Below are 21,922 nucleotides of genomic sequence, written 5' to 3'. Positions count from 1 at the left end.
GGAGGGGGTGGGGTTAGGGGGTGCGGACGGCGTCTAGGGCTAGCAGGGCTACGTGTAGGGAGAGGGCGGCCTCGACCGAGTCGAGGTCGACGTCGAGGATGCGGGCGATGCGGGCCAGGCGCTCGTAGAAGGCTGGCCGGGACAGGTGTGCCGCAGCCGCGCCAGCCGACTTGTTGCGTCCCTGCTCCAGGTACGCACGCAGGGTGTCGAGCAGCCGCTCCCGGGGGTGCCGGGCGTCGTATTCCAGCAGCGCCCCGAGTTCGCGCTCGACGAAGGTCTGCAATCGGGGCTCGTCGCGCAGCAGGTGCAGCAGGCCGGCCAGGCCGACGTGCGGTAGCCGGAAGATCGGCAGGTCGCGCCGGTCCCGGCGGGCCGCCTCGGCGATCTGCCGCGCCTCGACCAGCGACCGTCGGGCCTCCCGCAGGCTGCCCACTCCGGAACCGGCGGCGACGATCACCCCGTACCCCGCCGTCCGACCAGCACCGTCGGACCCGGCACGGGCCCCGTCGACGCCGGAACCGGAAACGGCACGGGCTCCATCGACGCCGGGGACGGCGCGGGACGCTTCGGTGCCGGCCGCGGCCCGGACCGAGCCGGCGTCGAGGCGTACCCGGCGCAACGCCGCGGCGAACGCGGACAGCGCGCGATCCTCGGCGGCCGGGTCCGGCAGGGCCAGCAGCACGCCCACCGAGTGGTCGTCGACCGCGCTGGTCAGCGCGGTCAGTTTCGCCTCCCGCAGTGCCTGGCCGACCGCCTCGGACAGGTCCCGTAGCCGGGCCGGGCCGGCCTCCGGGCCGCTCTCGGAGGCCGGGTCGTCGGCCCGGTGGCGGACCAGTACGCCGACCAGGTGCCGGCGGTCGAGCACCACGCCGAGCGCCTTGGACCGCAGCGCCACCTCGTCCACCGGTCGGGAGTGGTCGAGCAGCGCGGTGAGCAGGGTGCGGTGGATCTGGCGTTCCAGCCCTTCGGCGTCCCGGCGGATCAACCGGCCCAGCGCGAGGGTGGACGCGGCCCGCTCGACCAGGATGGTGAGTCGGGTCGGCGGACCGTTGTCGGTGCGCACATCCGAACCGGCCGGGTCGGTAGCCCGACTGGTGGGCAGGTCACCGCCGGCGGGCCAGCGCAACAGCAGCCGTCCCCAGTCCTGCCCCCGGGCGCCGACGACCGTCACCAGCCAGCCGCTGTCCGGGTCGTACGCGGTCCGCCCGGTCGGCCGGATCCGCCGGGAGTGCTGCTCCCAGCCGTCCAGCAGCAGCTCGGCGCTCTCGCCCGCCGGGTCGTACCCCAGCACCTGCCGGGACAGGTTCTCCAGCACCACCGGGCAACCGGACAGCTCGGCGGCCTGCCGAAGCACCTCGGCGGCGTCGGCCCCCTCGACGGAGAGATCGGTGAACCGTTGGTGGATCTCTTCGGTGGCGCGCAGCTCGGTGAGCTGGGCATCGACGATCAGTGCGTGCACCGCCTCGGTGATCCGCACGAACGGGGTGGCCCGGCGCAGCTCGACCAGGGGCAGGCCGCGCCGCTCGGCGGCGGCGGCCATCACCCGGGGTACGCCACTGACGTAGCGGCGGCCCAGCTCGACGACGAGACCGGAGACGCCGACGTCGGCCAGGTCCCCGATGAACGCGCGCAGCCCCGCGTCGTCGCCGGGCAGCCCGATGCCGGTGGTGAGCACCAGCTCGCCGCCACCGAGCAGGGTCGCGATGTCCGGCACCTCGGCGACGTGCACCCAGCGGACCGGCCGGTCCAGCCCGGCGTCCCCGGCGACCAGGCGCGGCGCGCCGTGGCGGACCGGGTCCAGCGCGAGGACCTCACGGACGGTAGGGAACACGGCCGCCACGTTACCGTCCGTGACGCCGGATCTCGACATCCCGCCGCCGGCGTCCGCCCTCACCACGGGTCGTCGCGGCTCAGCTCCCAGCAGGCCACGGCGGTGGCGGCGGCGACGTTGAGCGAGTCGACGCCCCGGCGCATCGGGATGACCACCCGGGCGTCGGCGGCGTCCATCGCGGCCCGGGTCAGGCCGGCACCTTCGGCGCCGAGCAGCAGCGCCGAGCGGGCCCGCTGGGCCGCGTCGAGACTCTGGATCGGCACCGCGTCCGGCGCCGGGGTCATCGCCAGCACCGTGAAGCCGGCCTCCCGGACCTCGGCGAGGGCGCCGGGCCAGGGGTCGAGCTTCGCGTACGGCACGGCGAACACCTCGCCCATGCTGACCCGGACGCTGCGCCGGTAGAGCGGGTCGGCGCAGCTCGGCGAGAGCAGGACCGCGTCAACCCCGAGCGCCGCCACCGCCCGGAAGATCGCGCCGAGGTTGGTGTGGTTGTTGACGTCCTCCAGGATCACCACCCGGCGCGCGGCGGCGAGCACCTCGGCCGCCGTCGGCAGCGGCCGGCGGTGGAACGACGCCAGCACTCCCCGGTGTACGTGGAAGCCGGTGGCCCGCTGCAGCACGTCCTGCGTCGCCGCGTAGACCGGCGCGTCTCCGGTGTCCAGGTCGGCGAGCTGGTCGATCCGCTTGGCGTCGACCAGGTACGACCGGGCGGGGTAGCCGGCGCGCAGCGCCCGGCGCAGCACCAGCTCCCCCTCGGCGATGAACAGGCCGTGCGGCGGCTCCCAGCGGGTGCGCAGCTCGACGTCGGTGAGCGCGCGATAGTCGGCGATCCGGTCGTCGTCGGGGTCGGTGATCTGGTGGACGGGCACCCGACGATTCTGCCGGACGGCCGACCGGGTGCTGCGGGGCCTGCTCGGCGTGGTGTTTTGCCCGATAAAGAAGGGGAATGACCGGCGGAGTACCGGACCCGACGTGGAGGACCAGCCAGGTGAGCACAGACCACACCGCGCCGGACGAAGCGGGCGCCCTGCCCCGGCACCCGACCGTCGCGGACCACATCGTGGCCCGCCTGTTCACCTGGGGCGTGCACCGCTACTACGGCTACCCCGGCGACGGCATCAACGGCCTCACCTCCGCGCTGCAACGCACCCGGGAACGGGCCCAGTTCATCCAGGTGCGGCACGAGGAAACCGCGGGCTTCGCCGCCTCCGCGCACGTCAAGTACGGCGGCGGGCCGCTGGGCTGCGCGTTGGTGACCAGCGGTCCGGGTGCCATCCACCTGCTCAACGGCCTGTACGACGCCAAGCTCGACCACCAGCCGGTGATCGCCCTGGTCGGGCACACCGCGGTCACCGCCGAGGGCGGTGGCTACTACCAGGAGGTCGACCTGCACGCCCTCTACAAGGACGTGGCCGCCGCCTTCCTGGCCCAGCTCGACCATCCTGCGCAGGTCCGGCACCTGGTGGACCGGGCGTGCCGCACGGCGCTGGCCCGGCGTACCGTCACCGCCCTGATCCTCCCCCTGGACATCCAGGACGAGCCGGCCGTGCCGGATCCGCCGCACGCGCACGGCTACTACCAGACCAGCAACGTGCCGAGCAGCACGCCGACCGCGCCGCCCCCGCAGGACGTGCGCCGGGCCGCCGAGGTGCTCCGCGGCGGGCAACGGGTGGCGATGCTGGTGGGTCAGGGTGCGCTCGGCGCCAAGGACGAGGTACGCGAGATCGCCGAGCGGCTCGGCGCGGGGGTGGCGACCGCGCTGCTCGGATTCACCGCCGTCGACCATCGGGAGCCGTGGGTGACCGGTGCGATCGGGCTGCTCGGCACCCGTCCGAGCTGGCGGCTGATGAACGGCTGCGACCGGCTGCTCATCGTGGGCAGCAACATGCCGTACTCGGAGTTCTATCCGCCGGCCGGGCAGGCCCGCGCGGTGCAGATCGACCTGGACGGCACCCAGCTCGGGCTGCGGTATCCGACCGAGGTCAACCTGACCGGCGACGCCGGTCCCACACTGCGGGCGCTGCTGCGCGAACTGGGCCCCGGGCCGGGGCCGACCGCCTGGCGTCTGGAGATCGCCGAGGCCACCTCGGCATGGCGCCGTTCCCAGCGCGAACTCGCGGAGCAGCCCGCCGACCCGGTCAACCCCCAACTGCTCTTCCACACCCTGAGCAAACGGCTGCCCGACGACGTGATGATCTCAGTGGACTGCGGTACATCGACCGCCTGGTACGCCCGACACGTGCAGGTACGCCCCGGAATGCTGGCCAGCCTCTCCGGCACGCTGCTGTCCATGGGCGGCGCCATGCCGTACGCCCTCGGGGCGAAGTTCGCCCACCCGGACCGGCCGGTGGTGGCGCTCATCGGCGACGGCGCGATGCAGATGAACGGGGTCAACGAGCTGATCACCGTGGCCAAGTACTGGCGGAGCTGGGCCGACCCGCGCTTCGTGGTGCTCGTGCTCAACAACCGGGACCTGGCATTCGTCAGTTGGGAGCAGCGCTCCACCGAGGGGACGCCGATGTTCCCGGACAGCCAGCAACTGCCGGACATCGGCTACCACCAGTGGGCGCAGGTGCTGGGGCTGCACGGTGAGCTGGTCGACTCACCGGACCAGGTGCCGGGACTCTGGGACCGGGCGCTCGCCGCCGACCGACCGGTGGTGATCAACGCGTTGGTCGATCCGGCCGAGCTGATGCTGCCGCCGCACTTCACCGCCGAGCAGGCGCGAAAGACGGCGGCGGCGGTGCTGCGCGGCGACACCGACTGGGCCGGGATCATCCGACGGGGCCTGCCCGCCACCATCGCCAGCTACCGACCGCGCCGCCGCCGAGACTGACCTTCGCCGAACACCGGCTGTCGCCGCCCGGCGACCATGCCTCAGCTGGCCCGGATCGGCGGGACAGACGCGATGGCGGTGCAGTCGCGACCGGCCAGGTCACCCATCGCCGTGTTGAGGTGCGCCCCGGCGTCCGCCGCCCTGCTGTCGAGGAAGAACGGTGTCTTCGTGGCCGCTGCCAGCGTCATGTCGTCCCGTAGGCCGGTCCGCGCGACCTCGATGTCGATGTTGCTGGCCCTGATCCACTCGGCGAACCTCCGGTCGACCGCCGCCTTCTCGCCGGCCAACGAGCCCGGCGTCGACCGTTCGCCGAGATCGTCGAAGACGGCGGTCACCCGGACCGTCCGGTCGCTGAGCATCCGGAGCAGGCCAGCCAGGTCCAGTCGCAGCAGGTCGGTCGGCGTCGCGTTGTCGGCCCCGGGCGCACCGGCGCGCAGGACCTCACGGTGATTCTCCGCCGTGATGGCCTCCGCCTCGGCACAGGCGGCGAGCACCTGCCGCTGGTAGAGGTAGAGGGGCAGGTACCGGAACCCGACCACCACGAGCACCGCGAGGACGAGAAAGGCACCGAGCAGACCGACTCCGAGCCTGGACCGGCGCGGCTGCGCCCCGACTCCGTTCACCGCATCCCCCGCGCCGCGTCGACAACGAATCCAGTCGATGGATTCTACGAGCGACGTACCCCTGCCGCTGTCTCCTGACCGACCCCCGCGAGGTGAGCGGGGGACGGTCGCGGGGGCGGGTCAGCCGCGGCGGTCCAGCCAGCGTTGGAGCGCGGAGCGGGGATCCTGGGTGGTCTGGGGGTCGGGGACGGCGGGACGCTCGACGGGGCGGTGCGGATCGCCGGTGAGGGCATGGCTGGGTGCGGCGAATGCCTTCTCCGGCTGACCCTTGACCGCCGTCGCGATGACCCGGGCCACCGCGTCGATCACCTTGGCCTGCACGGCGGAACCCACCTCGTCGGCCGGGTCGTCCGGGTTCGCGGCGATACCGGCGGCCGCGACCTGCGGGGTGAAACCGACGAAGGTCTCGGTGGAGTTCTGCTCCGAACTGCCGGTCTTACCGGCCACCGGGCGGCCGTCCAGGATGGTGTTCACGGTGGTGGCGGTGCCACCGTTGCACTGCCCGTTGGCCGACTGCTGGCCGACCGGGCAGCGGGCCGCGTCGGTCGCGGCGCGGGCCACGTCCGGGTCGAGCACCCGCTTGCAGGCCGGCTCACCGACCGGCACCTTCTCGCCGTTCGCGGCGGTCACCGAGACCACCGGCAGCGGCGTGCAGTAGGTGCCCTCCGCGGCGACCGTGGCGTACGCGTTGGCCAGGTCCAGCGGGGTCGTGGCGGCCACGCCCAGGGTGAACGAACCCCAATTGGCCGCGTTGTCCTTGGCGAAGGCGGCGTCCGCGTCGGCCCGGAAGGTGATGCCGAGCCGCTGCGCCATCTGCACCACCTTGTCCTGGCCGACCTGCTCGGCCAACCAGACGAAGTAGGTGTTCACCGAGCGGCCGAAGCCGTCCCACATCATCCGGTACCCGTCCATCCACTCCGGGTTGGCGTTGGCCGGGCACCAGTGGCCGTCGCAGGTGCCGGGCCCCTCGGCGGCGTACCGGGTGGGCAGCTTGGCGGGCGCGTCGAAGCCGGTGGAGAGGGTACGGCCCGACTCCAGCGCGGCGAGCATGGTGAACAGCTTGAAGGTCGAGCCGGCCTGGTACCCGTCGACGCTGGAACCACCGGAGATCAGCGGGTTGACGGTGTTCGGGTAGTTGGCCTGCCCGGCCGGGTTGTCAGCCAGGCTGTAGTGCCGGTTGACCGCCATCGCCAACACCCGCCCGGTACCCGGCTGCACGGCCGCGATCGGCAGAGCGCGCTTGTTGTCGTACCCGTAGACCTTGGTTGCCTGCTGTTGCGCGGTGGCCTGGACCTGCGGGTCCAACGAGGTGACCACCGTGTAGCCGCCCGAGCGCAGGGCCTGCTCGCGGTCCGGCACGGTCGCGCCGAACGCCGGCTGGGCCAACCACCACTGGCGCAGGTAGTCACAGAAGTAGCCCCAGTCGTCGTGGCCCTGGGCCACGGCGGTGCAGCCGTTGGGCTGCGCGGTGGGGTGCAGGGCCAGCGGCTCCGCCTTGGCCTGGGCGGCCTGAGCGCCGGTGATCGACCCGGTGGCGACCATCGAGTCGAGCACGTACGACCGGCGGGCCAGCGCCGCGTTCTTGTCCCCGTCGATCGGGCTGTACGCGTCCGGGGACTGCACCAGCCCGGCGAGCAGGGCCGACTCGGCGAGGGTGAGTTGTGCCGGGGGCTTGCCGAAGTAGCGCTGGCTGGCCGCCGCGATCCCGTACGCGCCGGAGCCGAAGTAGGCGATGTTCAGGTACCGGTTGAGGATCTCGTCCTTGCCGAGGCTCTCCTCCAGCGCGCTCGCGTACCGGATCTCCTGGAGCTTGCGCCCCATGGTCGGATCGGTGGCGGCGGCGCGCTCGGCGGCGCTGCGGGTGGGGTCGGTCTTGAGGACGTTACGGACGTACTGCATGGTCAGGGTCGAGCCGCCCTGCGCGGTACCGCCGCCCTTGACATCGGCCACCAGCGCCCGGAACAGGCCACGCGGGTCGGCGCCGCCGTGCTCGTAGAACCGCCGGTCCTCGGCCGACACGATCGCCTGCCGCATCACCGGGGCGATCTCTGCCAGCGGGACGTCGGTGCGGTTCACGTCGTAGAACGTGGTGATCAGCGTCTTGCCGTCGTTGGCGTAGAGGTAGGAGCGCTGCGGGGTGGCCGGGGTGCGCAGCGCGGCCGGCAGCGCGGCGTACGTCCCGATCGCGGTGCGGGCGGCGAACCCGAGCAGCAGATTGCCCGGCAGCGCGGCGACTGCCAGGGCGAGCCCGGCCAGCAAGCCGGCGAGCAGCACGGTGAACAGCCGCGACAGCGGCGAGCGGGAGGCGGCCATGCTCCCCAGGATTGCCACGAAAGCCGCCAACCGACCACCCCAGCCCCCCAATTGTCAGCAACTTCACGACCACCCCCACCCCCACCCCCCTGACGCGGTGATCAAGAGGTTTGCGTCAGCCGGAGGCCCGGTTCTGACGCAGACCTCTTGATCACCGGGCCGTTAGGGGGTCGGGGTTGTGGGGGTGGAGAGGCTGGCGGCGGCTGCGTCTCTTGCGGTTTCGCGGGGCATCAGGCGGCCCGAGCGGTAGCCGATGCCGATGCCGGCGATCAGTACGAAGATCGCACCGAACGTCTGGAGCGAGCCGATCAGCGCGCCGCCCAGGCCGAGCAGGGGGGCAGCGATGATCAGCATGACCCCGTCGCCGAGGCTGAACGTGCCCGAGCGGGCAACCGCCCATCCGGTGAGGAACCAGCCCACGCTGTAGAAGGTGGCGCCGACCAGGACCAGCGAACGCGCGGTGGTGCCGAAGACCGGCGTCTGCTCGGCGAGCCCGGCGAAGGGCAGCATCAGCACGGTACCGGCGATGCTGACCAGCAGACCGGCGGCGGCCACCCGGCGGCTGCGAGTCGCCGCGAGCAGACCGGTGAGGGCCAGCAGCGCGAGCAGGCCGAGCCAGACCGCCGCGACCCAGCCGATGAGGTACACCGGCCGGCCGTCGGCCGGATACGGGTCATTGCCCACCCCACCGTCGCTGGCCATCGCCACCGCGCCGTAAAGAATGGCGTACGCGGGCAGCAGCCACACCGCGGCCCGCGCGAAACGGCGCACCGACCAGGCCCAGCTCGCGTTCGTCGCTGGCCCGGCCGGTGTCGGCTCGCCAACGAACGGCAGTACGCCGAACCCGCCACCGGTTCGCCGGGAGCCCAGCGGGCCGGCCGGATCATGCGCGCCGGGCACCGGGGCAGAGGACCACATCCGATTCGCCGGATCCTTCATGCGTTACCTCGCTCGCCGACGAGCGGTGCGGGACGCGCCGGGGCGCCCCGAATGCCTGGTCACCACCCGTCCTAGGACCGATCGTGGCAGGACTCGGAGCGCCCCATGAGTCTTTCTCGCATTTACCCGGCCGGGCGGCCGGCGCGCTGGATCAGCCGCGCTCGCGCTCGTCGGCCGGATCGTTGACCAGGCTGTCCGGGGAGACCGGCTCCGGAGCGGGCAGCCCCTGCGGCGCCTTGCCGCCGGTGGCCTGCGCCTCGGCGACGCGTACCTCGTCGTGGATCTGCTGGGCCGCGGCCGCCGCGGCCTGGGCGGCCTCCGCGGCCTCGCGCTCGACCTGGCTCGCCTGATCGGCCGCCTCCGGCGCGGGGAGATCCCCCACCATCTGGCTCAACCCTCCGAGCGCGCCACCCATCCCCTCCAGTGCCTTGGTCAGCTCGGCCGGGATGATCCAGACCTTGTTGGCGCTGCCCTGGGCGATCTGCGGCAGGGCCTGCAGGTATTGGTAGGCGAGCACCTTCTGGCTCGGGTTCGCCTGGTGGATCGCGTCGAAGACCGTCCGGATCGCCTTCGCCTGACCCTCGGCCTGCAGGATCCGGGCCTGCCGGTCACCGTCGGCCCTCAGCACCGCCGACTGCTTGTCACCCTCGGCGGTGAGGATCACCGACTGCTTGTGGCCCTCGGCGGTGAGGATCGCCGCGCGACGGTCCCGCTCGGCGCGCATCTGCTTCTCCATCGAGTCACGGATGCTGGCCGGCGGCTCGATCGCCTTGATCTCCACCCGGGTCACCTTGATGCCCCAGCGGCCGGTGGTCTCGTCCAGCACCCCGGAGAGGTGCCGGTTGATCTCGTCGCGGCTGGTCAGCGCCCGCTCCAGATCCAGCGAGCCGATCACGTTACGGAGCGTGGTGACCGTGAGCTGCTCGATGGCCTGCAGGAAGCTGGAGATCTCGTAGGTCGCCCGGACCGAGTCGACCACCTTGAAGTAGAGCACCGTGTCGATCGAGACCACCAGGTTGTCCGAGGTGATCACCGGCTGCGGCGGGAAGCTGACCACCTGCTCCCGCATGTCGACCTTGGTGCGGACCGCGTCGATGAACGGCACCAGCAGGTTGAGGCCGGGGCTGAGGGTGCGCTTGTACTTGCCGAGCCGTTCCACCACGTCCTGGCGTTGCTGCGGCACGATCCGCACCGCCTTGGCCAGCGTCACCACGGCGATCAACGCCACCGCGAGCACCAGCACGCCTATGACCGTCATCCCGTTCACCCTCTCGCTTCCGGCAGCTCGCCGGCGGAAGAAATGTCGTCCTGCCAGACCAGGGCGGTCGCACCCCGGACCTTTATCACTCGTACCCGTCGACCCGGCTCGAAGGTCTGCGTCGCGTCGTACGGCCGGGCGCTCCACATCTCCCCGTCGATCTTGACAAGGCCATGCTCGGCGTCGACCCGCTCCAGCACCAGTGCCGTGGAACCCTCGATCGCCTCCACGCCGAACGGCTGCTCGCCGCTCTCCAACGCGGAACGCTGGTGCCGCCGGAGGACCGGACGGATCCCCACCAGGCTCAGCGCCGACACCACCGCGAAGACCAGGGCCTGCAGCACCGGCGGCGCGCCCAGGGCAGCGGCACCGGCGGCCGCGAAGGCACCGGCCGCGAACATGATCAGAAAGAGCGTCGTCGTGAAGATCTCGGCGACCGCCAGCATCACACCCAACACGATCCACACCACGGCGTCCACACCACGATCGTGACACGCGAATGCACGCGCGGCTGACCCGTGATGATCAGTAGGCTCGGCGAGACCCGGGCCCGCTCCTCCGCGGATCGCCCAGCGCCGATGTCTGAGGAGATCGCCTTGACCCTGCTGCCCGAGACCGCCCGCCAGGTCGACGCCCGGGTCGCCCAGGCACAGGCCGTCGGACGCGCTCCGTCGCTGGTGCTGGGCGTGGTCCGCGACGGCAGGCTGGCGCACCTGGCCGCCGCCGGCGAGCACCCTCGCCCGGACGTCGACCTGCAGTACCGGCTGGGCTCGATCAGCAAGACGATGACCGCCACCCTGGTCATGCAGTTGCGCGACGCCGGTCGCCTGGCCCTGGACGACCCGCTGGAGCGGCACCTGCCGGGTACCGGCGTCGGCGTACTCACCCTGCGCCAGCTACTCGGGCACGCCAGCGGCATCCAGCGGGAGCCCGAGGGCGAGTGGTGGGAGCGGACCGCGGGCGTCGACCTCGCCACCCTGCTCGCCGGACTCACCGCCGACAAGATCGCTTACCCCCCGTACGCCACGTACCACTACTCCAACCTGGCGTACGGGCTGCTCGGCGGCGTGCTCGAACGGCTCACCGGTACGCCGTGGGCCGACCTGCTCGACGAGCGGATCCTCACTCCGCTGGGGATGCGCCGCACCACGTACGCGGCCACCGAACCGTTCGCCCGCGGCTACGTCGTCCACCCTTGGCACGACACGCTGCGCGAGGAACCTCGTACCGACACCGGCGCGATGGCCCCCGCCGGGCAGCTCTGGTCGACGATCGAGGACCTGGGCCGGTGGGCGGCGTTCCTGGCCGACCCCGACCCGTCGGTGCTGGCCGCCGAGACGCTCACCGAGATGTGCTCCCCCGTGGTGATCAGCGACCTGGAGGCGTGGAAGGGCGGGCACGGCCTCGGGCTGGAACTGTTCCGGGAGGGCGACCGGGTGTACGTCGGGCACGGCGGCTCGATGCCCGGCTACGTCGCCTCGTTGGCCGTACACCGGCCCAGCCGCACCGCCGTGGTCGGCTTCGCCAACTCGTACGGCCTGCGCGTCGGGCACATCGGCGGGCTCGGCCGACAGCTGCTCACCCTGGTGCTGGACGCCGAACCCGCGCCGGTCACCCCGTGGCGTCCGGCCGCCGCGGCACCGCCGCCCGAGCTGGCCGAGCTGACCGGCCGCTGGTGGTGGATGGGCAGCGAGATCGAGGTGTCCGTGGACGCCGCCGGCGAGCTGCGCGCCGGCCCGGTCGGAGCGCCGGATCTGCACTTCGTGGCCGAGGGACCGGACCGGTGGCGGGGCCGCGCCGGCGGGGAGAACGGCGAGATCCTCACCGTGCTGCGCGACGACCACGGTCGCGCGGTCGCCCTCGACATCGCCACCTTCGTCCACACCCGCACCCCCGACCAGGAGCCCTGAACGCGCCGGGTGCGCTGGGTGCGCGGGTGCGCGGGGTGCGCGCCGTGCGCTACCGCGCTGCGCGGTGGCGCAGCGCCGCGTAGCGCAGCGCCGCGTGGCGCAGCGCCGCGTGGCGCAGCGCCGCGTGGCGCAGCGCCGCGTAGCGCGGTAGCGCGGCGCCTGCGCGGGTCAGGCTGGGGTGGTGACGAAGTCGATGAGGCGTTCCATGGCGTTGATCAAGGGAGTCTCCACGTCGGCGAAGCTGTTCACCCGGGACAGGATGTGCCGCCACATGTCGGCCGGTTCGGCCACTCCGAGGGCCGCGCAGACGCCCTCCTTCCACGGCCGTCCCGGTGGCACCACCGGCCAGGCCGCGATGCCCAGCGCGGCCGGCTTGACCGCCTGCCAGACGTCCACGTAGGGGTGCCCGGTCACCAGCACGTACGGCGAGTTCACCCGGGCCACGATCCGGCTCTCCTTGCTGCCCGGCACCAGGTGGTCGACGAGGACGCCGAGACGCCGGGTCGGGCCGGGAGCGAAGTCGCGTACCTCGGCGTCGAGGGCATCGATGCCGTCCAGCGGCTCCACCACCACGCCCTCGATGCGCAGGTCGTCACCCCAGATCCGCTCGACCAGCGCCGCGTCGTGGATGCCCTCCACCCAGATCCGGCTGGCCTTGGCCACCTGGGCGCGGACGTTGTCCACCGCGACCGAACCCGAGGCGGTACGTCGGCGGGCCGCCGGCACCGGCGCGCGGGTCGGGCGGCGCAGCGTCACGGGGCGACCGTCGAGCAGGAACGCCGCCGGCAGCAGCGGGAAGTTGCGCCGCCGACCGTGCCGGTCCTCCAGCACCACCGCGCCCGACTCGAAGCCCACCACCGCGCCGCAGAATCCGGAGTCGACGTCCTCGACCACGAGGTCCGGTTCGGCGTCCACCTCGGGGGTGACCTTCCGCCGCCGCCAGTCCCCCGCCAACACGTCCTCGCCGTATCGCCCCGCCATGTCGATCACGCTAACCGGCAACCCGCGCCCCCACGCACCGCCACGCCGACGGCGGCGCGACGGTGGACGGGCGGACCGAGGGTGGGGCGAAGGGGGCAGTTCGGGGCAGGGCGGGCGGCCGGAGCGGCAGTCGAGACAGGGCCGCCGGTGACCACGTACCCTTTCGGCATGTCCACCCCCGCCACGGGCGCGGCCACTCTCGCGCCGCGCCGGTCGAGCCGGTTCGTTGCCTGGGTACGCGCCTGGCGTGCCGGGTTGGTGCCGTACGACGAAGTGGCCGACGCCATCGCCGGCGACGAGGAGCACCTCGTGGCGGATGCCCCCGGCACCTGGACCGACGTCCCGCTGGGCGCCGCGCTGCCCACCCTGGCCAAGCTCTCGCCGGACGAGATCCGCCTGGTGCTGCCCGCGCCGGGCGACCCACGAGGGCTGCCCGGTCCCGGGGACTTCGCGGGTGCGGCGCTGGTCACCGGCGAGGCGGTGGTCGCCGGCAGCCTCGGGTTGATCCCGCAGGTACGGCTGCACACGTCCGGCTCCGGGGACTGTTTCGAGACGGTGCTCTGGCGGGTGTACCCGCTGCCAGCCGACGCGCCCGCCGCCTCGCTCACGCTGCCCGGCGCCGCCGAGGCCGAGGCCGAACTGGCAGCCGCGCTGGCCGAGACCACCGCCGCGCTGACCCGCCTCGACGTCGCCCAGTGGCGACCCGAGTTGGCCGGCGCCCTGGCCGCGCTGCGGCGCCCGGACGGCACCACCGACCTGCCGCCCGGCTTCGACCCACGCGCCCGCCGGCTCTTCGCCCGGGCCGCGGTGCTCGACCGGGTGCTCGCCCTGGCCGGGCACGCCGCGCCCGGTGGCGCGATCAACAACTACGAGGCCCAGCAGCGGGACGCGGCTCTCCGCCCGCTCACCACAGCCTGTCGGCAGGCGCTGGTTGCCGCCTGCAACGCCCCGCTGCGCCCCTGACCGCACCACCCTCTGATCGCGCCGCCCCGCAGCGCCGCACCACCCCAAGCGCCGCTCCGCACGGCCGCACCGCGGCGGTGCGCGCCGCGCATGATCGTGCTCGATCCAGGATGTAGTGGCCTCGGCCGGGAGGATGGCCACTACATCCTGGTTACAGCGCGATCATCACCGCGATCACCACAGCGCGATCACCCCAGCGATCACCACCGCGACCGGCACCGACACGACCGCCCCAGCCAGGGGTCAGATCTCGTCGAGCAGGTCCGCGACGGAGTTGACGATCCGCGACGGACGGTACGGGTAGCGCTCCGCCTCGGTGCGGCTGCTGATCCCGGTGAGCACCAGGATGGTCTCCAAACCGGCCTCCAGGCCGCACAGGATGTCGGTGTCCATCCGGTCGCCGATCATCGCGGTGCTCTCCGAGTGCGCGTTGATGGTGTTCAGCGCGGAGCGCATCATCATCGGGTTCGGCTTGCCGACGAAGTACGGCTCGACCCCGGTCGCCTTGGAGATCATGGCGGCGACCGAGCCTGCGGCGGGCAGCGCGCCCTCCACGGACGGGCCGGTCACGTCGGGGTTGGTGCAGATGAACCGGGCCCCGTCGTTGATCAGCCGGACCGCCTTGGTGATCGCCTCGAAGCTGTAGGTGCGGGTCTCGCCGAGCACCACGTAGTCGGGGGCGAAGTCGGTGAGCACGTAGCCGACCGCGTGCAGCGCGGTGGTCAACCCGGCCTCCCCGATGACGTACGCGGTACCGCCGGGCCGCTGGTCGGCCAGGAACTGGCCGGTGGCCAGCGCGGACGACCAGATCGACTCCTCCGGCACGTCCAGCCCCATCCGGCTCAGCCGGGCCGTCAGGTCCCGCGGGGTGTAGATCGAGTTGTTGGTCAACACCAGGAACGGCTTGCCGGAGGCACGCATCCGGTTGATGAACTCGGGTGCGCCGGGCACCGGCTGGCCCTCGTGCACCAGCACGCCGTCCATGTCGGTCAGCCAACTCTGCACGGGCTTGCGGTCATGCATGATGATCCTCAGAGGTCAGGGGCGACGGGTCGGTACACAGCAGACGCTGGGACAGGTGTCCCACATCGGCAGCTCACCCAGGCGGCGGCGCAACTGTGCGCCGTCCGGGTCGATCCGCTCGAGGACCAGCTCACGGACCATGGTCACGAAGCGCGGGTCGGTGCCCGGGGTGCCGGCACGGACGAAGTCCAGGCCGAGTTGCTTGGCCGTCTCCAGCGCCTCGGTGTCCAGGTCCCACACCACCTCCAGGTGGTCGGAGACGAACCCGATCGGGCTGACCACCACGCTGGTGGTGCCGCCCTGCGCGAGGGTGGCCAGGTGGTCGTTGACGTCCGGCTCCAGCCACGGCACCTGTGGTGGCCCGGAGCGGCTCTGCCACACCAGGTCGTACGGCAGGTCGGGGGCGGCGGCCGCGGCCACCAGCCGGGCGACCTCGTGCAGCTGTGCCTCGTACCGGCCGCCGTGCGGGCCGGCGTTGGCCGCCATCGAGCTGGGTACGGAGTGTGCGGTGAAGACCAGCCGGGTGGTGTCCCGCTTCGCCGGGTCGAGCTGGCCCAGTGCGGTCCGTACCGCGTCGACGTGCGGCTCGACGAAGCCGGGGTGGTCCCAGAACTGGCGCAGCTTTTCGATCACCGGCGCGTCCGGGCCGACGGCGGCGCGGGCGGCGGCGATGTCCTCCTGGTACTGCCGGCAGGACGAGTAGCCGCCGTACGCGCTGGTGACGAAGGCCAGAGCCCGGGTGACGCCGTCGTCGCGCATCTGGGTCACGGTGTCGGCGAGCATCGGATCCCAGTTGCGGTTGCCCCAGTACAGGGGCAGGTCGAGGCCGTTGGCGGCGAAGTCGGCGCGGATCGCGGCCAGCAGGTGACGGTTCTGCTGGTTGATCGGGGACACCCCGCCGAAGTGCAGGTAGTGCTCGACGACCTCGGCCAGCCGCTCGGGCGGTACGCCGCGACCCCGCGTCACGTTCTGCAGGAACGGCATCACGTCCTCGGGCCGTTCCGGCCCGCCGAAGGAGACCAGCACCAACGCGTCGTACACCATGGGGTCATTCTTGCCGGTCGGCCCGGACCGGCCGGCGACGCCCCCTGCTCCGCGCTCGGCGGCAAATGTTAAGAAGGGCCCCCTGCTCTACCGCAGGCGTTAACAGGGTGCCCTTCCTTACATCCTCAGGCGCCGATGGCGTGGTAGCCGCCGTCGACGTGCACGATCTCGCCGGTGGTGGCCGGGAACCAGTCGGAGAGCAGCGCCAGGCAGGCCCGGGCGGCCGGCTCCTGGTCGGTGAGGCTCCAGCCCAGCGGTGCCCGCCCGGTCCAGGCGTCCTCGAACTGGTCGAAGCCGGGGATCGACTTGGCGGCGATGGTGCGCAGCGGCCCGGCGGCGACCAGGTTGCTGCGGATGCCCTGCTTGCCCAGGTGCAGCGCCAGGTAGCGGGACGCGGACTCCAGGCCGGCCTTGGCCACGCCCATCCAGTCGTAGACCGGCCACGCCTTGGTCGCGTCGAAGGTCAGGCCGACCACCGCGCCGCCGGCGGACATCAGCGGCAGCGCCGCCATGGCCAGCGACTTGTACGAGTAGGTGGAGACGTGCAGCGCGGTCGCCACGTCCTCCCAGGGGGCGTCCAGGAAGCCGCCGCCCAGGCAACTCTGCGGGGCGAAGCCGATCGAGTGCACCACGCCGTCGAGCCCGTCGACGTGCTCGCGCACCCGGTCGGCGAGGCTCGCCAGGTGCTCGGTGTTGGTCACGTCCACCTCGATGACCGGGGCCGGCTCGGGCAGCCGCTTGGCGATCCGCTCGACCAGGGACATCCGGCCGAAGCCGGTGAGTACGACCTGAGCGCCGTTCTCCTGAGCGAGCTTCGCCACCGAGAAGGCGATCGAGGCGTCGGTGATGACACCGGTGACGAGCAGCCGCTTACCAGCGAGCAGTCCGGACATCGCAGTTTTCCTCCGTACTCAGAAAGGTCAGTGGCCCATGCCGAGGCCACCGTCGACCGGGATCACCGCACCGGAGACGTACCCGGCGGTGTCCCCGGCGAGCCAGGTAACCACTGCGGCGACCTCGTCCGGGCTGGCCATCCGGCCGGCCGGGATCGACTTGCGGATCTCCGCCTTGCGGTCCTCGGACAGCCCGGCGGTCATGTCCGTGTCGATGAAGCCGGGCGCCACCACGTTCGCGGTGATGTTGCGGCTGCCCAGTTCCCGGGTGATCGAGCGGGCGACGCCGACCAGGCCGGCCTTGCTGGCCGCGTAGTTGACCTGGCCCGCTCCGCCGGAGAGGCCGACCACCGAGGAGATGAAGATCATGCGGCCCCACTTGGCCCGGAGCATCTTGCCGGAGGCACGCTTGGCGACCCGGAAGGCGCCGGTGAGGTTGGTGTCCACCACGCCGGTGAACTGCTCCTCGGACATCCGCAGCAGCAGCGTGTCGTCGGTCATCCCGGCGTTGGCGACCAGCACCTCGACCGGTCCCAACTCGGCCTCGACGGCGGTGAACGCGGCGTCGATCGAGTCGGCGTCGGTGACGTCGGCCCGTACCCCGAACAGGCCCTCGGGCGCGTCGCCGCTGCGGTGCGTCACCGCAACCCGGTCGCCCTGCTTGGCGAAGGCCTGCGCGATGGCGAGGCCGATTCCCCGGTTTCCCCCGGTCACCAGCACGGTACGGGCCACTGTTCCCCCTTGCGAATGGTCAGCACGAACCCGTCGGAGCCTAGGCGTTACCGGCAGGTAAGCGCTAACGGGAGCCGCGTCACACCTCGGTACGACACCGGGATCAACCCCTGGTGGCACGCGTCGCGGGGGTGTCGACCCGTAGCCTCCCGATGGTGAACCGGCACCCGATCGCCGTGGCCCTGGCGGCCCTGCGGCAGACCCTGCTGGGCCCGGACGCCCCGCCCGGCCGACCGCTGCTGGCCCGCTGGCCCGCGCTGGCCCGGTACGCCACCCCGGCCGGGCTGCTCGCCGCGCTCGGCCTGTTCTCGATCACGTTCGCCGTGGAGACCGACTGGGGGCTGCCGGCGCCGGTCGGGGTGCTGTTCGCGGCGATGACCGTGGCGCCGCTGCTGGCGCTGCCCCGGCGTCCGCTGCTGGCCTGGCGGCTGATCGTGGTGGCCCTGCTGGTGTGTACGTTCAACGCGCCCGCCGACCAGTCCTGGCCGTGGACCCCACCGCTGGCGCTCGGGTCGGTCGCGGTGGTCGCGGTGGTCGTCACGCGGGTCGACCGGCCGGTGCTGCTCTGGCTGGTGACGATCACCACGGTGCCGGTGCTCACCCTGGTCGACGCCAAGAACAAGGCTCCCGTCCTGTTGCTGCTCGGCGTGTTGGCGATCCTCGGCGACCTGGTCCGTCGCAACCGGCTGTCCCGGCGGGAACTGGTCGCGCAGACCGAGCTGAGCGAGCGCGAGCAGGAACGTCGCGCGGTACTGGAGGAACGCACCCGGATCGCCCGGGAGCTGCATGACGTGGTGGCCCACCACATGTCGCTCATCGCGGTGCAGGCGGAGACCGCGCCGTACCGGCTGACCGACGTGCCGGCGCCGGCTGCCGCCGAGTTCGTCGCCATCGCCGGCTCGGCCCGCGACGCGCTGACCGACATGCGGCGGCTGCTCGGGGTGCTGCGTAGCGAGTCGACGGGCCCGGAGACCGCGCCGCAGCCGGATCTGGCCGACCTACCGGCGATGGTGGAGGCGGCCCACCGGGCCGGGCTGGCGGTGACCCTGGACGCACCGCCGGTGGACTCCGGGCGGGTGCCCGCGCCGGTCGGGCTGGCCGGGTACCGCATCGTGCAGGAGGGGCTGGCCAACGCGGCGCGGCACGCGGCCGGCGCCGCGGTGCGAGTCACCGTCCGCGCCGACCCGTCGACCTTGACGGTACGCGTGCAGAACGCGCGACCCGCCGAGGCGGGCTCCCGGCCGGGCGAGGCCGGTGCCGGGCACGGGCTGACCGGCATGCGGGAGCGGGCCACCTCGCTGGGCGGTACGTTCACCGCCGGGCACCAGCCCGACGGGGGGTACGCGGTGGTGGCCGAGCTGCCGTACGAGGTGGAGGGCGGGGACCGGTGATCCGGGTACTGATCGCGGACGACCAGGCGATGGTCCGGCAGGGCTTCGGCGCGCTGCTCGCCGCGCAACCGGACCTGCTGGTGGTGGGGGACGCGGCCGACGGCGCGCAGGCCGTCACCGCCGCCCGCCGACTCGACCCGGACGTGGTGCTGATGGACGTACGGATGCCGGTGCTGGACGGGCTGGCCGCCACCCGCAAGCTGCTCGGCGACCGGTCGGCGCAGCGTCCCCGGGTGCTCATCCTGACCACGTTCGACCTGGACGACTACGTCTACGAGGCGCTGCGCGCCGGTGCCAGCGGCTTCCTGCTCAAGGACGCCCCGGCGGCCGACCTGGTGCAGGCGGTACGGGTGGTGGCGGCCGGCGACGCGCTGCTCGCCCCGGCGGTCACCCGTCGGCTGATCGCCGAGTTCGCGGCCCGCCCGGACCGCCGCCGGCCCCGCCCCACCACCCTGGCCGCGCTCACCCCGCGCGAGACCGAGGTACTGCGGCTGATCGCCCGGGGCCGCAACAACGCGGAGATCGCCGCCGACCTGGTGGTGGCCGAGCAGACCGTGAAGACCCACGTCGGGCGGATCCTGGGCAAGTTGGGGCTGCGCGACCGTGCGCAAGCCGTGGTGCTGGCGTACGAGACGGGTCTGGTCGCCGCCGGCGAGTAGCCCTGCGGAGCCAGCCCGGGAACGGCTCCCCGGGACGACGCCCGAGCGCCGGCCGTCGTCGCACCCTCCCTCCGGACGACATTCCGGAAGGGGAGCACGTGATGCGACTACGAGGTGCCCGTCGGGTGGCGCTGGCCGCGCTGCTCGGCACGAGCCTGGTGCTACCTACCCGACCCGAGCCGGTCGGGGCGACCGGCTTCGTCGAGGCGTACCCGGTGACGGCGGCGGCGATGCGGGCGGCCGGCCCGCCGTACGCGGACTGGGCGGCGGATGGCCGACGGTTCCTGGCGTTCGATCCGCGAGGGGACGGCCGTGCCGTCGAGGTGCTCGGCGACCTGGTCGACGCGGACCGGATCGTGGTGCTGGTGCCCGGGGTGGGCAGCACGCTGGCGGACTTCGACCGGGGGCTGGGCGGGGTGGCGCGCCGGGCGCCGGCGGTGCAGGCCGGGCAGCTGTACCGGGCGCTGCGGACGGCCGACCCGGCGGCACGGGTCGCGGTGCTGGCCTGGCTCGGATACGACCCGCCGGACGGGGTGCTGACCGCCGCCGGTTGGGCCAGCGCCCGTCGCGGCGCGGTCGGCCTGACCGGGCTGCTCCGGGAGTTGGCCGGGCACCGCCCCTCGGCGACGATCACGCTGGTCGGGCACAGCTACGGGGCGTTGGTGGTGTCGTTGGCCGCCGCGGACGCCCCGCCGCAGGTCACCGACGTGGTCAGCCTCGGCGGGGTCGGTGCCGGGGTGCAGCACGCCGACGAGCTGCCCGACGGGAGGCGGTTCTGGGCCGCCGAGGCGTCCACCGACTGGATCCGTCGGGTGCCACCGGTACGGCTGCCCGGTCTCGGGTACGGCCGCCGCCCCGGCGACCCGGCGTTCGGCGCCCGGCCGCTGCCGGTGACCGGGGTGGCCGGGCACGACGGCTACCTGGTGCAGGGCAGCCCCACGCTGGTGGCGGTGGCGACCGTCGTGCTGGTCGGTGCGGAGGTGGCCCGGTGAGCCGCGACCGCGCGGTCGACGCGCTGCGGGCGTACGCCATCGGTGGGGTGGTTTTCGGGCACTGGCTGGTCACCGGGCTGGTGCTGGCCGCCGACGGCGGACTGCACCAGGCCAGCCCGCTCACCGCGCTACCCGGCCTGGCCCCGGTGACCTGGGTGTTGCAGACACTCGGGTTGTTCTTCTTCACCGCCGGGTTCGGCTCGGCCCGGTCGCTGGCCCGCTACCGGGGTGGGCCCGGCGGCTGGCTGGCCCACCGGTTCCGCCGGCTGCTGCTGCCCGCGCTGGCCCTGCTGGGTGTCGGGGCCGCCGTGCTGCTCGCCGCCACCGTGGCCGGTACGCCGGACGACACGCTCGCCGTCGCGCTGCGGCTCGCGGTCAGCCCGCTGTGGTTCCTGCTGCCGCTGCTGCTGTTGGTCGCGGCGACCGGTCCGCTGCGTACCGCCGTCTGTCGTTGGGGGGTGGCCCGCAGCGTCGCGCCGGCGGTGGCCGTGGTGGCGGTGGCCGACGCGGCGGTCCGCCTGCTGCCGGACGACACCGGCCTGCCGCCGGTGACCGTGGTGGCGGCCTGGGCGGTGCCGTACCTGCTGGGCCTGGCGTACGCCGACGGGCGGCTGGCCGGCCGGAGGGTGGCGGGCGCGCTGGCCGGCGGCGGTGCCGTCGCGCTCGCCGCGCTGCTGGCGCTGGGCTACCCGGTCAGCGCGGTGGGCGTGCCCGGGGCGGGGGTGTCGAACCTGAACCCGCCGTCGCTGGCGGCGGTGGCGCTGGCGGTCACCCAGATCGGGCTGGGACTGCTGGCCCGGCCGGCGCTGGACCGGCTGCTGGCTCGACCGCTGCCCGGCCGGGCGGCGGCGGAGGTGAACCGCAGCGCGGTGCGGATCTATCTGTGGCACCAGCCGGTGCTGGTCGCGGTGGCCACACTGACCGCCCGAGGCGGGCTGGCCCTGCCGGGGCTGCACACCGCGCCGGACGGCCCGGGCTGGGTGCTCGCACGGTGCTGCTGGCTGCCGCTGCTCGCCACGGTCCTGGTCACGCTGGTGCGGGCGGGACGGCCGGCGGCCCCGGCGGATCGGGCGGCGCCAGCCGGGCGGTGGAGGGACCGCCGGCCGGTCGGCCGAGTACGCCGCGACGCCGACGCAGGTGTACGATCATCGACGTTCCGGCCCGCCCGACCGCAGGAGGTGATCGCTGTGCGAGATAGCGATCCTCCTAGTCGTGGCCGGGCCGATGGTCAGCCCCGCTGAGCCACGACTCAGTCTGGCGAGCTGACCCCGCTCCGCTCCCCCGCCCCCGGCCACGCCGGGGTGCGCGTGCCGCGCCGTCCGATCCCGGACGGTAGCCGGGAGCCGCCCGGTCACGACTTCGTGTGCGCGTCCCCACCCCTGCGGTCCGCCCCCGCACGCGGACCGTCCAGCCGCCACCCGGAGCCATCCATGAGCCGCTACGTCGCCCCGCTGGGCTTCACTCTCGCCGCCGTCTGGGTGGCCGTCATCTTCGTGCTGGCCGGCGGCGGTCACTGACCACCGCCGGCCACCCG

The 21,922-nt window shown here is 73.3% G+C and carries 20 protein-coding genes; 8 read left to right on the top strand and 12 right to left on the bottom strand.

Translation table 11 applies throughout. The features are described 5' to 3' along the window. Positions 1-13: 13 nt before the first annotated feature. Both ACFQGL_RS29335 and ACFQGL_RS29330 read right to left on the bottom strand, forming a co-directional pair. A complete protein-coding gene (locus ACFQGL_RS29335; protein ID WP_465263545.1) occupies positions 14-1,831 on the bottom strand; it encodes a PucR family transcriptional regulator in 1,818 nt (605 codons plus the stop codon). Between the two features lie 59 nt (positions 1,832-1,890). Next, on the bottom strand, positions 1,891-2,766 hold the full coding sequence (locus tag ACFQGL_RS29330; protein ID WP_377515862.1) for a TrmH family RNA methyltransferase: 876 nt from the start codon (positions 2,764-2,766) through the stop codon (positions 1,891-1,893). 53 nt (positions 2,767-2,819) lie between these two features. Between ACFQGL_RS29330 and ACFQGL_RS29325 the strand changes: the two genes are divergently transcribed. Further along, complete coding sequence (locus ACFQGL_RS29325; RefSeq protein ID WP_377515858.1) at positions 2,820-4,667, top strand: thiamine pyrophosphate-requiring protein; 1,848 nt, start codon at positions 2,820-2,822, stop codon at positions 4,665-4,667. 41 nt (positions 4,668-4,708) lie between these two features. Here ACFQGL_RS29325 and ACFQGL_RS29320 read toward each other — a convergent pair whose 3' ends face one another. From ACFQGL_RS29320 to ACFQGL_RS29300, 5 genes are all read right to left on the bottom strand, one after another. Further along, positions 4,709-5,290 (bottom strand): hypothetical protein, encoded by a 582-nt coding sequence (locus ACFQGL_RS29320; RefSeq protein ID WP_377515857.1) that lies wholly within the window; start codon positions 5,288-5,290, stop codon positions 4,709-4,711. A gap of 120 nt (positions 5,291-5,410) precedes the next feature. Further along, complete coding sequence (locus ACFQGL_RS29315) at positions 5,411-7,603, bottom strand: transglycosylase domain-containing protein (protein ID WP_377515855.1); 2,193 nt, start codon at positions 7,601-7,603, stop codon at positions 5,411-5,413. Positions 7,604-7,765: 162 nt separating this feature from the next. After that, positions 7,766-8,542: a hypothetical protein gene (locus ACFQGL_RS29310; RefSeq protein WP_377515854.1), complete on the bottom strand. Its 777-nt coding sequence runs from the start codon at positions 8,540-8,542 to the stop codon at positions 7,766-7,768. A gap of 151 nt (positions 8,543-8,693) precedes the next feature. Beyond that, positions 8,694-9,800 carry an SPFH domain-containing protein gene (locus tag ACFQGL_RS29305; RefSeq protein ID WP_377515853.1) on the bottom strand — a complete coding sequence of 369 codons (1,107 nt, stop codon included), beginning with the start codon at positions 9,798-9,800 and terminating at the stop codon, positions 8,694-8,696. A gap of 5 nt (positions 9,801-9,805) precedes the next feature. Next, on the bottom strand, positions 9,806-10,279 hold the full coding sequence (locus tag ACFQGL_RS29300) for an NfeD family protein (protein WP_377515852.1): 474 nt from the start codon (positions 10,277-10,279) through the stop codon (positions 9,806-9,808). 117 nt (positions 10,280-10,396) lie between these two features. Here ACFQGL_RS29300 and ACFQGL_RS29295 point away from each other — a divergent pair, with 117 nt between their 5' ends. Further along, a complete protein-coding gene (locus tag ACFQGL_RS29295) occupies positions 10,397-11,710 on the top strand; it encodes a serine hydrolase domain-containing protein (RefSeq protein WP_377515861.1) in 1,314 nt (437 codons plus the stop codon). Positions 11,711-11,878: 168 nt separating this feature from the next. Here the strand turns inward: ACFQGL_RS29295 and ACFQGL_RS29290 are convergent, their stop codons facing one another. Continuing rightward, positions 11,879-12,691 (bottom strand): DUF3097 domain-containing protein, encoded by an 813-nt coding sequence (locus tag ACFQGL_RS29290; protein WP_377515851.1) that lies wholly within the window; start codon positions 12,689-12,691, stop codon positions 11,879-11,881. Between the two features lie 168 nt (positions 12,692-12,859). On the opposite strand from ACFQGL_RS29290, the gene ACFQGL_RS29285 reads away from it, so the two are divergent. After that, a complete protein-coding gene (locus tag ACFQGL_RS29285; protein WP_377515850.1) occupies positions 12,860-13,654 on the top strand; it encodes a hypothetical protein in 795 nt (264 codons plus the stop codon). Between the two features lie 243 nt (positions 13,655-13,897). Here the strand turns inward: ACFQGL_RS29285 and ACFQGL_RS29280 are convergent, their stop codons facing one another. The 4 genes from ACFQGL_RS29280 to fabG all read right to left on the bottom strand — a co-directional run bounded on the left by ACFQGL_RS29280 (position 13,898) and on the right by fabG (position 17,346). Beyond that, positions 13,898-14,677: an HAD-IIA family hydrolase gene (locus tag ACFQGL_RS29280; protein WP_088988620.1), complete on the bottom strand. Its 780-nt coding sequence runs from the start codon at positions 14,675-14,677 to the stop codon at positions 13,898-13,900. 15 nt (positions 14,678-14,692) lie between these two features. Beyond that, positions 14,693-15,721, bottom strand: a complete 1,029-nt coding sequence (locus ACFQGL_RS29275; protein WP_377515849.1) for a ferrochelatase — start codon at positions 15,719-15,721, stop codon at positions 14,693-14,695. A gap of 125 nt (positions 15,722-15,846) precedes the next feature. After that, positions 15,847-16,614 carry an enoyl-ACP reductase FabI gene (gene fabI, locus ACFQGL_RS29270; RefSeq protein WP_377515848.1) on the bottom strand — a complete coding sequence of 256 codons (768 nt, stop codon included), beginning with the start codon at positions 16,612-16,614 and terminating at the stop codon, positions 15,847-15,849. 27 nt (positions 16,615-16,641) lie between these two features. Then, a complete protein-coding gene (fabG, locus tag ACFQGL_RS29265; RefSeq protein WP_377515847.1) occupies positions 16,642-17,346 on the bottom strand; it encodes a 3-oxoacyl-ACP reductase FabG in 705 nt (234 codons plus the stop codon). A gap of 155 nt (positions 17,347-17,501) precedes the next feature. Between fabG and ACFQGL_RS29260 the strand changes: the two genes are divergently transcribed. The 5 genes from ACFQGL_RS29260 (at position 17,502) to ACFQGL_RS29240 (ending at position 21,905) form a co-directional block, all read left to right on the top strand. Beyond that, positions 17,502-18,737, top strand: coding sequence for a sensor histidine kinase (locus tag ACFQGL_RS29260; protein WP_377515846.1), 1,236 nt, complete (start codon positions 17,502-17,504; stop codon positions 18,735-18,737). Beyond that, a complete protein-coding gene (locus tag ACFQGL_RS29255; RefSeq protein WP_377515845.1) occupies positions 18,734-19,396 on the top strand; it encodes a response regulator in 663 nt (220 codons plus the stop codon). The genes ACFQGL_RS29260 and ACFQGL_RS29255 overlap by 4 nt, the downstream gene beginning before the upstream one ends. 101 nt (positions 19,397-19,497) lie before the next feature. Continuing rightward, positions 19,498-20,388 (top strand): alpha/beta hydrolase, encoded by an 891-nt coding sequence (locus tag ACFQGL_RS29250; protein ID WP_377515843.1) that lies wholly within the window; start codon positions 19,498-19,500, stop codon positions 20,386-20,388. Then, on the top strand, positions 20,385-21,629 hold the full coding sequence (locus tag ACFQGL_RS29245; RefSeq protein ID WP_377515841.1) for an acyltransferase family protein: 1,245 nt from the start codon (positions 20,385-20,387) through the stop codon (positions 21,627-21,629). Before ACFQGL_RS29250 ends, ACFQGL_RS29245 begins: the two co-directional genes overlap by 4 nt. A 66-nt stretch (positions 21,630-21,695) precedes the next feature. After that, complete coding sequence (locus ACFQGL_RS29240; RefSeq protein ID WP_377515840.1) at positions 21,696-21,905, top strand: hypothetical protein; 210 nt, start codon at positions 21,696-21,698, stop codon at positions 21,903-21,905. Positions 21,906-21,922: the final 17 nt, after the last annotated feature.

This window comes from Micromonospora vulcania, assembly GCF_042658605.1.
GTDB classification, from domain to species: domain Bacteria; phylum Actinomycetota; class Actinomycetes; order Mycobacteriales; family Micromonosporaceae; genus Micromonospora; species Micromonospora vulcania.
Note: the sequence above shows the minus strand (reverse complement) of the source record. Positions and strands in the feature narration are given on the sequence as shown.